Here is an 11,961-nt window from a genome sequence, read left to right as displayed (position 1 = left end):
GAGATTGTTAGTTGAAAAAAGTGTTGTTAGTGAAGATTGGGAAAATAAAGCTAGTGTTAGCTGTTAAGGCTTTTTTGCTCTTGCCAGTAGCTCTCATTTTCACTATAGGTTTTATCAAGAGGCCCCTCCTCCTTTAGTAAATGGCGGGCTTGTCCTTGAGGCACAGAAGCTAACACAGTGCTATATCCTGACAAGTTATGAGGCCTATTAGGCGCAAGTTGACAAGAAACCTGATAGGGGCCAAGATGACCTTGAGTACTATTGTTATTAGGCAAAGAGTACTTTATTTCCAGCTGCCTTTGATTACATGAGTAGTGAACATCAAAAGCTTGCGATTTAAACTGCCCTTCTAGAGAGGCAAAATTATCGGACTTAACTGCCATAATATCTGGTAAACCTTGATAACTAGAAGCATCAGTGCCATTGGAAATTACAGTTAACAACTGATAATAGTCACAGCTAGGATCTGCATATTCCCAACTACCAGATGCAAAAGCATGAGGCATTTCTAAGTGCCCATCAGAGATTACATAAAAAACATGCTGCTTGATAATCACGTTGTGCCCTGACAGCTCAATACCATTGCGCAATAGTATTTTTGGCTGATCAAAGCGACAATCGCAGATCTCATAAAATAAGTAATGGCTATCACTTTTAGCTGAGGCTGTAAGCCTATGCCACTGCTGGGCTAATACACTAAAAATCTTCACCTTACCCAAACTGATACTGCCTAACTTAGGGCTATTCATTTCCACTGAGCATTTAAACCTTGAAGTTAAATTTGAACGATAAAAACGCCTTTTTTATCTAAAGCAGCATTAATTTGTTCTTGCTCTCGTAAAGAAAAGTCATTGCACTTAGAAGCATTAATCTTAATAACAGAGCCATCAGATAGACTGTAGTCCTGAACATTAAAACCATGAGTGGCTCTAAGACCTACAATACAATCCAAAGTATTAGCTGAGCTATTATCTAAGCTATTGCTAGAGCTACTGGTAGTGACAGACTCTTTGGTGCCACACTCAGTCAATCTTTTACTTAAAGGCTCAAATAGCTTATTTAAGCTATCATTTTCACTAGCAAAACTCTGCCAAGTATGTACGTCGTGCTCTTTCATAAATTACTTACCGCTCTTATATCATTTAGTTAACTCTCAACACGGTTAAGAGACCTTACTTACCTTTAAAGCTACAGGCGCTAACCCTATAGCAGCCATACGCCCATGGCTCTTACAAAGCTCAACAAATAGCTGATAGCGCTCATTAGAGCTAAGATGGCTAAAGAGTTGCTCCCAACTCTTCCCATGCATCAGCTCAATCCTATGAACATATTCATGGACAGGTAAAGATGCTTGTACAGGTGCTTGTGCAGGTGCAGGCACAGGTACTTCATTAGTGCTATTGTCGTGACTATGGCTATAGCAATTGCCATTGCCTAGGTTTTGGCCATGGTTCTGACCATGGCTTAAAAGAGAGGCTGTGCTTGTAGTTAAGATAGAATCCACCCCTGGTTTAGGGCTCTGCTCTAGTCCCTGGCTGGAGCTAATAACAGGCTCTGGACTCTGGCCCAGTCCCAATGAAGTGACAGGGCCTACCCCTAGGACTGAGCCCTCTCTAGGGTCTGGGCTTAGGCCTGTATTGTGGTGGCATCCTAAGAGCGGGCCATGGTTAGAAAATAGTTCCTTGGGCTCCTTTTGATCCTGATCTGGCACACTCTCTGTTACTTGCCCACAAGTAGAGCCTTGATATGGCACCATAGTGTTGCCATAAGCCGATAGGGAAGACGCATTGAGCTGACATTCGCCCTTGGGCATGAACTGAGGTGGGTAATTATTGGAGTTAGCGTTAGCGTTAGCGTTAGCGTTAGCTTCATTAAGCCCTACTAGCTTAGTCCACGGCGGTAGTGGGTGTGGCTGTGCTGGTACATCCATAAACATTCCTCCTTTAAAAATAATTAAACTGCTACAGGTAAACTTGAGCTGCCCTTTTCTTTATAGAAGGCAAACTTAGTAGCTTTAATCATCACTTCACTGGAGCTGTTTGAGATCATCTGATACTCTGGTATTAGTTGCCCTACTACCATTACAGGAATATGACCATTAATTTTTAATAAACGATATAAGAAACTTAATTCACTATTAGCACACTGACCAACTAATACTTTGTAAGCAAAGAATTGAGTTTTTTCTTTTCTACAAAGTGCCCTATCTCTTTTTATCTGTTGCTGCATGCCACTTACAAAGTCATGATGGGCTAAATAAAGATCTTCTCTATCTAGGTTTTGCAGTACAGGGATATCGTAGTTGTCTATGTTATTAACGCTCTGAGACAAGTGTAAGGTTGCGCCTTTATAGCCAACACTGACAAATTGCCCCTGCTCATTAGCAACTTCCAAGATTTGGGTACTTTCTTGGCTAGTAGCAGATTTAGCCTCCTCTAAGAGTTTCTCCTGCAACTGTGCTAAGAAAGATTCTAAAAAAGACTGAAACAACTCTTGGTTATTAAGTAATTCTTTGAGCAATAACCCTGTTCTGACATCAGAGTCTTTGGACAAATGCTGTAGTGCCCATAATTTGGCTTGCTTGTATCTTTGCTCAAAATCTTTTGCCTCAGACCTAATAGCAGATGACTCTTTAACAGAACGGAATGCAGAGGCGCTAGCAAAATTATGAGCATCCATTTTTTTGAATACTTGTTCGCCAAATAGCTCATGCAAATTGGCTGTTTTAAAGCATTCGTTGTTATGCCCAACTCCACCTAAAGCATCAGCCATCAAATAATCACAGAAAACCTTACTAGCCTGATAGCAAGTATGTTTAAACTCCCAACCATCCATATTAGAAACGAAGTTATCTTTACTGTCGTTTTCCATATTGAGCAAAGTATTCTTAAGTACCGAGCTAAAGATTGATTTATGCTGGTTGATAGCCGCAATCAAATCAAACTGGCTGATATATTCCAGTCCTTGAGTAGGAGACATGGCACTATCAAGCTGGCGCTGCTCTAAAGCATTAAAGATAGTATTGAGCTTAAACTTAAGCACCGACTTACCTTGTTTATCTTTAGAGTGAATCAAGCTAGTAGTATCAATCTGACCAAACAAATAAACTTTGTTATCAAACATATTTTCTACCTCCTTAAAGGAGTAAATGTTTGTACCAAGCTCTCTTAAAAAAGCGTACATAGCATTCCTAAGAAAGACTAAAAAGAACCATCATCTAGACTTAGTTATCTTGTTAAAGACAACTAAAGCTTGATAAGGGCAGCAGTTAGAAATCTTGCTCTTTAGGCGTGAGTATAAAAACTAAGATTAAACAGCAAGTTTTTTATCTGTTACTGCTATAGAGACAATATAGAACGTAATCAGGGGAGATTTTTGCCTCCCTTTTGTTACACGTGACTAAAAGCGCAAATAGAGTATTGTGCAAATTTTAAAAAAGGCTGGATAAACAAGACTAATAAGATACAGAGAGATCTGTGATTTTGATTTACTCTTCTAAAAGAGAAATGCACAATAAGAGGTGTGGTTTTTATAAAATTGGCTATCTCGATAGTTGATAGTTGTCACAAACTTAAGCCATTTTTTCTTAAAAAATTTTATTTTCCATTATGGCTATAAATATTAACCATATTAAGAAAATCGATATTTACGCCGTTTTAGACCATTTTTAGCCTTTTAACAAAATGAGATCTAGATCACGTTTTATGGTGGGCTGAGTAAGAGCTGATTTTATGGCTATTCTTTGAGTAAAAATAATTACATTGGTTTTTTAATATAGTTGCTTAATAGCTATAGAGATCTTATTTGCTATTTATATTAAATCAATTGGTTTTACGGAAAATATAGCAAATAATAATGATAAGACTTGGGAGTGAAATTCTAGACAAGATGATTGAGGCAACAAAAAAGGCATGCTCAGCATGCCTTTTGTTCTTTAAAAAACATTCATTTTACGCATTGATGTTTACACGTAATGGGCCTGTAGCTACAGTATTACCCTTATCGTTATAAGTCATATTACGGGACATACGATCACGTGCATTCATTAATACTGAGGTTAAACGACGGTTTGCTGCAATAGACAATGAGATTAATTTGCCATTGGTCTCATTCATCATTTTGCATTGAGCAAGCTTTTCTTTAATAGCATTTACTCGAGGTAAATAAACTGTCTTTAACATGGCGCTGTCAGGATGAAGCTTTAAACGCTGATCATTTGACTGAAGCTTTAACATAAAAGAAGACTTATCCTCAGCAATAGCCTCAAGATCATCTAAGCGGCGATCCTTAATAGATTGATATTCTCGACCTAAAATTTTGATCACAGCATCTAAGATTGCATCCTGCTCATCCAAGTAGTCATCTAAAGTCTTCATAGCTTGAACGGCTTTAGTTTTATTAATCGAGCGGCGTGTAATCATGTTAAAAATTCCTAACAGCTAAAAATCATATAGCAAAGGCAGAGAATGCTCCCTGCCTTCTAATGAAATTATAAAGTGCCTCTTATTTGGTAGAGGTCATAAATACGCTTAGTATCAAGCTCAAGTTCAGTTACGTAGGTATCACCAATTGGATATTGACGAACAACACGAGCGCCATGAACTAAACCTTCAACCTCTGTTGTGAGCTTATCTGACTTCTCAATATTATTTACGTTACTATTCTTAGCTTTTACATAAACGCCAGCTACCTGCTCAGTAAGCTCACGATAAGCTTCCATCTTAGAAGCACGCATAGCATTAATTTGCTTTTCAGCTTGGGTAGCTCCTTTTTGGCGTGATGTTACCGCATAGCCAGAGGCTCGTAAGATTGGATACTCATCAAGCTCATTAACACCAGTATCGGTATAATGTACGGCCATAGAAGTATTGCGAATGATACTGGAACAGCCTGTAGCACTTAAAGCTAGAACTGATGCCATCAAGGCTACAGAAATGTACTTATTCATGAAAAATACCTTTAATTATCCGTAAAGAGCTTACAGGTCAAACTTAGTTACTAACACGTGAATAGCTACTTTCATCGGCAGTATCACGAATTAACATGGTGTTGTGCATATAGGTGTTAGCAGGATAAACCACAGGGTCATCACATGAGCCTACTAAGCACTTATTCATGATATTGTCGCCATCACGCTCTTCAATATAGCGATCATAATTACCACGTGAAGTTGCACCCACTACTACATTATCCTTAAAGCGAGGATCATTGTTAGCAGCGCTCACTACAACTTGCTCACCATCTACAGAGGTGGTAGTAGTGGTAGTAGTGCTAGAGGTCTTAGAAGTTGGACCAGAGCTGTATCCAGTATTGTAAGGGGTGTTAAAAATAGCTGTGCTCTTAGTGCTGCTAGTTACAGTGCTAGCTACTGGCTGAGCTTGTGGAGCTTGGCTACTGGCTAAAAAAACACCACCTAAAGGACGGCCATTGGAGCTGACTACTTGAGCCTTTGTTAAAGCTTTACTAGCACGAGCACGCTCTAAGGCTTGGGCATCGTTAGGAGCCTTTAAAGCCTTTAACTCTCTTTCAGCCTCAAAATACTTGGTCTTATAGTAATTAGCATCTCTAATTTGGTTAGGAGCTAAATAACCAGCAGTGCCGCTAAAAGAACATTGCTTAGTTGCTGAACGATAGCAGGCAGGCAATAAATTATAAGGAATAATGTCAGTAGAGGTAGAAATTACCTGACGAGTCTGCATATTAATAATGCGAGAAACAACTACTACACCACGTTCATTACGGGTTAAAGTACCACCTAACAAGTACTTAACGTTGGTGTCTTTAGCAATCTTTTTCCAATTGCGAGAGAGAATGAAGTCACCGTCATTAGTTACGGCTAATTTGCCAGTTAACTTATACTCAGTCACCTCAAAAGCACGAGTAGACATTTCATGAGTAAAGAACTCAGCTAAAGCACGACCTAAATAACCTGCATTCTCATAAGTATCAGTATCAACAAAAGAAGTAATTGCAATGCGTGGCATGGTCACAATTTTGACATCGCCATTTACTGAACTACGATCAATTGGAGCATTAGGTAGGAGGTAATAGAACATATTTTGCTGCATTTGATCGGCCATGCGAGCGGTAATAGAGCTAATTTCCATACCTCTTTGCTGATAAATAGAGTTATCAGAAGGGTTATTTACTCCCTCGATACGAGCAGTAGAACCATTATTTACTTGGTTATTGATACTGTTACATGCTGGAAGTAACAAGCTCGCACATAATGCTACGAGCAATGATGTCTTAAATTGCATTCTCCAGAACCTCAATCTCTTTAGACGTAGCACATAGCGCGATACCAAAGCTACCGCTACAAAACAATTTATCTTAAACTAATTAGCAATAAGAGTGCCATTAATTAATTATGATTTTTATAAAGCCTACAATCTTAGATTACTAAGATCACTCCATTTATTTAACGTCAAATTTGGCGAATTTTTAATTTAAAAATTAGCATGCTTTTTGCACCGCACTGCTAACTATAAGATATTTACGTTTTTTTCTTGCCATAGTTAACATTGGAGAAACATCATGAAAGCTTATGTTAAAGCTTTAGGAATTGCTCTTGCACTTGCCCTTAGCAGTCAAGCTGCTTTTGCAGGCTGGTACACAGCCCACGGCTCTGCTCCAATTATTGATAATGATGTTGCCACTGCTCGCCGCAACGCTATTGACGATGCTTTACGTAATGCATCTTTGCAAGCAGGCGCTGATGTTAGTATTGAGCAAGTTATTGAAAACGGCACTTTATTAGACGATAAGTTACGAGTTTCATCTCGCTCCCCTATTCGTCGCATGACTGTAATTGAAGAGCAAGAAAACGGCAAAGTAGTTACTGTATTAGTTAAAGCCTTAATCAATGATGATGCGGGTGCAGACTGCTATGCAGGAAACATTAAAAAGACTATTTTACCTTTTGTATTCCGCTACCAAGATCCTGAGGCTTCTTTATCCTCAGCAGGCATTGAAGAATTTGATAAGTATTTAACTGAGCTAGTTTACTCAGGTGTAGCCCAAAGCCCTGCTCTTACTGTTTTACCTGCTGACAATCAGCGTCTATTGATTCATCAAGGCTCATCTGGCCCTGACTATAACTTACAACGTACTTTAGACTCTATTTCTCGTCGCACTCAGGCTCAATTTATTATTGTAGGCAATATTAATTCCTTAGCTAAGTCTGATGTAGGTAACAACAAGTTTACCCAAATGTTCTATAACCCAACTAGAACCATTAGATTTAATGTCCAAGTATATGATGTTTATACTGGTAAGCAATTAATTGCCAAAAACTACCAAGGCGATGCTGAATGGACTTTAGCTAATCAAAACTTTACCCTACGCTCTGATAAGTTTGGCACCTCAGACTATGGTCAGCGTGTTGCTCAATTGGCTAAATATGCTATTGCAGATATCGTATCTAAATTACGTTGCCAATTCCCAACTGCCCGTGTAGTTCAAATTAACGATACTACTATTCGTATTAACCTTGGAGCTAACGCCAATATCAAGAAAGGCATGAAGTTCAATTTAATTCACCGTAGCGACTATCAAGATCGCCACAACATGACCTATTTCCAGAATAATGAAACTGATGGCGTTTATGAGGTAATTAATGTTTCTCCAACTGCATCAACTTTAAAGGCAGTTGATATTAATCACCAGCTAATCAATGTAATGCTGGACGACATTGTTACTCTCCAGCAATAGTTTTTTTGAAAATTTCATAATATATACCTCCAAAAGAGGAGCATCAGCTCCTCTTTTTTTATCTAATTACTATTAAACCCTGCCTAAGCTAAGCTAAGCTACTGCCTGGCCGCTATTAAGTCGTGGTTCTAAATCTTTTGGTATGATTTGGGCTTTAGTGTATAATATGCGCCACGTCCTCATAGTTAAATGGATATAACAAGCCCCTCCTAAGGGCTAGTTGTAGGTTCGATTCCTACTGGGGGCGCCATCTTAGCCCTACCTTCCTTTTTATCCCCAATCACTAATCTTTGCTTTTATTATTAGATTTTTAGACTTGACCGCTCTAACAAAACTAAAGAACTTTGCTAGAATCATAGCCATTAACTTTAATTGGCTTAAATAGCGAGGATCCTATATGTTGACCTTTAAGCAGGCTGTTGAAACTGCTTTAAAAAGACGTTTGAGCATCTCAGGTCGCTCCTGTCGATCTGAATTTTGGTGGCTCTATTTAGCCTCTATTCCTTGCTTTATTGTGGCAACTTATATAGCACGCATGGGCGGACTGTTTTCTATATTAGGATTGATTGTCTCCTTATCTGCTTTTGTTTTAGTCATAGCATGTATGGCACGTAGATTACATGATATGAATTTAAGTGCTTTATTAGTGTTATTAATCTTTATTCCTACTTTTGGCATTTTGATTTTACTGGTGATGTGCGCTTTTAAGGGCACCAAAGGCATTAACAAATATGGCCCAGATCCTTTAGAAGACGACTATTTATCAAAAGAGCGTACCTTTTTTAACAATCAAAGGCAAAATGCCTCTAATGCCGAACAAAGTATTAGAGATTTTGAGCGCAAAATTCGTGGTTTTTACAACAAAGACAACGACGACGATCATGATGATGGTTTTAGATTTAAACCATAATAAGAGCACAACTTCATAAGATAGGTTTTTTAGTTTCTATTTGAGCAAATACCCAGCAGCCCCTAGCACTGCCAGGGCATCACATGCACCCAAGGCCACATAAGCAACGTAGGCAACACAGGAATCACCTGCTGCCTAAGATGACTAAAAAGTCATAAGCAGCATAAGCGTGGGTATTTACTAAAGCATAATAGGTTTAAGGTTTAACTTGAGTTTGAGTTTGAGTTTGGAGGGCAAAAGTGACTGTTAAAGAGGCTTTAATTATAGGTTTTAAAACCAAGGGTCTACGTTTTTATGGGCGTAGTAGCCGTGCCGAGTTTTGGTACTTTTACCTTACTACCTGCGTCTTTATTGGCGTGTCTTTTAAACTCAATATTATTCCAGTTGTAGGATCTTTAATTCAGGCCTTAGCTGTCATTGCTATTGTAGCTTGCCAATATACTGCAACTATCCGTCGCCTTCATGACATCAATTTGGCAGGTAAAATTGTTGCCGCCCCTTATGTTTTAGCTATTGCCTATTTTGTTGCTATGGGGCCTTTAAATGCCCTTTATCCAGAGTACTCCCCAAAAATTTTAGATGGCCTGGTTACTTTAGCTGCATTAAGCTATATCTACATCTTATTTTTATGTACTCGTATAGGCACCAAAGGCAATAATCGCTATGGCACTGATCCTTTAGATAAAAGCAAACAAGCTCAAGACTTTATTAATCCTGATCATATGACTCAACCTGAATACTTAGGTGATCCTTGGCGTAAATTTAAAGCTAAAGTAGCTCGTGAAAAGGAACAAAAAGCTAAAAACGACACCGAGCAGGACAACTACATTAGCGTACCAACTCCAGGACAAGAGAGCGAAACAAAACCTAATACCAATAGTAATTACCGCTCTCACAAAGATCGCCGCAAGCACAAATAGTCAACTTTAATTTTTTATTGGAGCTCCTATGCACAACTTTATACAAGCCATTAAAACTTGCATCATGGTAAAGCTATTTATTACAGGAGGTAGAGCCTCACGTCCTGAATTTTGGTGGTTTACCCTTTTTGCCGTCGCTGTAAGATTAGTAACCTACCCTTTAACTACCATGGCTTACTTAGGCATTATTTACTCAATTATTAACTTCATTGTTTTTGTTGCTCAATATACTGCCCTAGTAAGACGCTTGCATGACACTAATCGCTCTGGACTTCATATTGCACCAGCTTTAGCAGGTTTATTAGTAGGACTTGGCGGCTTCTTAATCATGAACCAGATGGTTGCCTATGCTGGTATGGGCATAGCAGCTTTAGGTATTATTTATGTTTTAGTGCTTTGTGCCTTCCCTGGCACTCAAGGCGACAACCAATATGGCTCTCCTATGCCTCTTAGCGCCAAATAGCACCTCCTACTAGCTATTTATTAGCTACCAACTACTCCCCCTAAAATGAGCTCTTGCTCATTTTAGGGAGGAGCTCAAACCTACCAAGACTTTTAGCCTTGCTAATACCCTATCCTAATAATTGACCGCCCGCCCTTACATCTCCTCATCAAACCATCATTTTATTTACAGCTGCAAGCCCCTTAGCCCTAAGACTTGAGATGGAGCTTTAACAGGAGAGCTCACGCTCAATCTTGAACCTTGCTTTAACCAGGCTACACCAAGAACCAAGAACTCAAAATCAATCTTTAATCACAGTAAAGGCCTAGGGCCTTCCCTGGATTTAGCCCTACCCCTGGCCATGAGCTTGAGCCATAGGCCCATGCCCAAGCTCATGCCCAAGGCCTGGGCCTGAGCCTGAACCATGGCCTTAAACTGGGTATGAGCTTAGGACTGCAAATTGCCATAATGCAGGACATTAGAGGTGTTGTAATAATGGCAAGGGAGTGGCGCATGGCGCTATTTTTTTCAAATAAAAAGGCGTAAGCCTATTAATAGACCTACGCCTTAAGCATGTGTGTTTTGTTTTGAGCTAATATAGCTTAACTACTACTTTAAATCTTAGCGGTAATATTAAATTCGCCACGATTGATCTTTTCAACTAAATCAGCGTGCTGCTCTTCATTAAAGGTGTACATCTTTAACAAGATAATACGCACTATAGTACCTACTACAGGTAATAAGGCAATACAGAAGAAGATACCATCTAAAGTCTCAAGGCTTTGAGTAGCATTTGGAACATAGCCTAAAATAGTTAACACAACACCTGAAACACCGCCTGCAATAGCTACTGAGAGCTTACCAGTGAAGGTTTGACCTGCAAAGGTAATAGCAGCACAGCGCTTGCCTGTATGGTAATAAGAGTACTCAACGGTATCTGCAATCATGGCAGAAACTAATGGGTTGGTCATCATGAAGATAATGTTCACAATAGACAACCAAATAATTACAGAGGCTACAGAATCATATCCGCTAAAGTAGAAACCAATGCGAGCAATAATTTCTAATACACAAAGCACAATGAAGATATCACGCTTGCGGAAACGGGCAGTTAGTACTGGAGTTACTAAACAGGCAATAGAACAACAAATAGTAATAGTACCTACAGCAGCTACTAAACCGCCATTACCCATATTGTAGGTAAAGAAATATACATAAAGGTTGTTAGCAATATTACCAAAGACATTCATAGAGAAAATGCCTAAGATAATGAATAAAGGCTTATTGGTCTTTACTACCTTAAAGGTTTGAAGCAAGGTTACCTTAGCAGCATCACCTTGAGGGCGTACTTTTTCTTTAGTGTTGTAGTAGCCATTAAGCATCAACACTAAGCCTAGACCCATTAATACCATTACTGCTGGTAAATAGCCCTTGTCATCACGGCCCTCGGCAAAGAAATCAGCTAAGTATGGGAATACTAACATGGCTAAACCAATGCCAGCATTTACACCTAACATAGCACAAGTAGCAGCCTTAGCACGCTCTTGAGGCTCGTCAGACAATACAGTGGTCATAGACCAGAAAGGTAGATCACTAATGGTATATAAAGTGCCCCAAAGAATATAAGTTGCACCAGCGTATAAAGTCTTATACCAAATATCACCGTCAACATTAATAAAGGTCAGTACGGTAATAATGCAGATTACAAAAGGCATAAATCCTAAGAAAGGACGATATTTTCCTTTCTTTAAATTTAAGCTATCAATTAAGCCAGCAAAAATTGGATCATTAAAAGCATCCCAAACACGGGCAATTAAGAAAATGGTACTGGCAGCAACAGGACTAATACCAAGAATATCGGTATAGAAGAAAAGAATGAAGGTACCAACTAAACCAAAGCTAAAGCATTGGCCCATACCAAAGCCAAAATATGAGGCTAAGGCCTTTAGAGGAATTTTAGCAGCTGTCATAGATTA

The 11,961-nt window shown here is 39.0% G+C and carries 12 protein-coding genes and 1 tRNA gene; 5 read left to right on the top strand and 8 right to left on the bottom strand.

Going from position 1 to position 11,961, the window contains the following annotated elements:
* Positions 1–56 precede the first annotated feature (56 nt).
* The 7 genes from MXE38_RS00730 to MXE38_RS00700 all read right to left on the bottom strand — a co-directional run bounded on the left by MXE38_RS00730 (position 57) and on the right by MXE38_RS00700 (position 6,260).
* Positions 57–710, bottom strand: a complete 654-nt coding sequence (locus MXE38_RS00730) for a hypothetical protein (RefSeq protein WP_246910016.1) — start codon at positions 708–710, stop codon at positions 57–59.
* Positions 711–775: 65 nt separating this feature from the next.
* The gene (locus MXE38_RS00725; protein ID WP_246910014.1) at positions 776–1,117 is read right to left on the bottom strand and encodes a hypothetical protein; all 342 of its coding nucleotides are present in this window, start codon (positions 1,115–1,117) and stop codon (positions 776–778) included.
* A gap of 45 nt (positions 1,118–1,162) precedes the next feature.
* On the bottom strand, positions 1,163–1,930 hold the full coding sequence (locus MXE38_RS00720; RefSeq protein WP_246910012.1) for a hypothetical protein: 768 nt from the start codon (positions 1,928–1,930) through the stop codon (positions 1,163–1,165).
* Positions 1,931–1,953: 23 nt separating this feature from the next.
* The gene (locus MXE38_RS00715; RefSeq protein WP_246910010.1) at positions 1,954–3,123 is read right to left on the bottom strand and encodes a hypothetical protein; all 1,170 of its coding nucleotides are present in this window, start codon (positions 3,121–3,123) and stop codon (positions 1,954–1,956) included.
* Between the two features lie 827 nt (positions 3,124–3,950).
* Positions 3,951–4,421 carry a flagellar export chaperone FlgN gene (gene flgN / locus MXE38_RS00710; protein WP_246910009.1) on the bottom strand — a complete coding sequence of 157 codons (471 nt, stop codon included), beginning with the start codon at positions 4,419–4,421 and terminating at the stop codon, positions 3,951–3,953.
* A gap of 68 nt (positions 4,422–4,489) precedes the next feature.
* Entirely contained in the window at positions 4,490–4,948 is a 459-nt protein-coding gene (locus MXE38_RS00705; RefSeq protein ID WP_246910008.1) for a hypothetical protein, read from the bottom strand.
* Positions 4,949–4,991: 43 nt separating this feature from the next.
* Positions 4,992–6,260: a FlgO family outer membrane protein gene (locus MXE38_RS00700; RefSeq protein ID WP_246910007.1), complete on the bottom strand. Its 1,269-nt coding sequence runs from the start codon at positions 6,258–6,260 to the stop codon at positions 4,992–4,994.
* Between the two features lie 277 nt (positions 6,261–6,537).
* On the opposite strand from MXE38_RS00700, the gene MXE38_RS00695 reads away from it, so the two are divergent.
* From MXE38_RS00695 to MXE38_RS00675, 5 genes are all read left to right on the top strand, one after another.
* Positions 6,538–7,713 carry a flagellar assembly protein T N-terminal domain-containing protein gene (locus MXE38_RS00695; RefSeq protein ID WP_246910006.1) on the top strand — a complete coding sequence of 392 codons (1,176 nt, stop codon included), beginning with the start codon at positions 6,538–6,540 and terminating at the stop codon, positions 7,711–7,713.
* 175 nt (positions 7,714–7,888) lie between these two features.
* Positions 7,889–7,963 (top strand) — tRNA-Arg (locus tag MXE38_RS00690).
* Positions 7,964–8,110: 147 nt separating this feature from the next.
* On the top strand, positions 8,111–8,623 hold the full coding sequence (locus tag MXE38_RS00685; RefSeq protein ID WP_246910004.1) for a DUF805 domain-containing protein: 513 nt from the start codon (positions 8,111–8,113) through the stop codon (positions 8,621–8,623).
* A 239-nt stretch (positions 8,624–8,862) separates the two neighbouring features.
* Positions 8,863–9,543 carry a DUF805 domain-containing protein gene (locus tag MXE38_RS00680; protein WP_246910003.1) on the top strand — a complete coding sequence of 227 codons (681 nt, stop codon included), beginning with the start codon at positions 8,863–8,865 and terminating at the stop codon, positions 9,541–9,543.
* A 64-nt stretch (positions 9,544–9,607) separates the two neighbouring features.
* Positions 9,608–10,006: a DUF805 domain-containing protein gene (locus MXE38_RS00675; protein WP_246910001.1), complete on the top strand. Its 399-nt coding sequence runs from the start codon at positions 9,608–9,610 to the stop codon at positions 10,004–10,006.
* 593 nt (positions 10,007–10,599) lie between these two features.
* Here the strand turns inward: MXE38_RS00675 and MXE38_RS00670 are convergent.
* Complete coding sequence (locus MXE38_RS00670) at positions 10,600–11,955, bottom strand: MFS transporter (RefSeq protein WP_246909999.1); 1,356 nt, start codon at positions 11,953–11,955, stop codon at positions 10,600–10,602.
* Positions 11,956–11,961 lie beyond the last annotated feature (6 nt).

The organism is Anaerobiospirillum sp. NML120448 (assembly GCF_023050945.1).
Lineage (GTDB): Bacteria > Pseudomonadota > Gammaproteobacteria > Enterobacterales > Succinivibrionaceae > Anaerobiospirillum.
The sequence above is the reverse complement of the archived record's forward strand: the minus strand, read 5'-3'. Positions and strand labels throughout refer to the sequence as shown.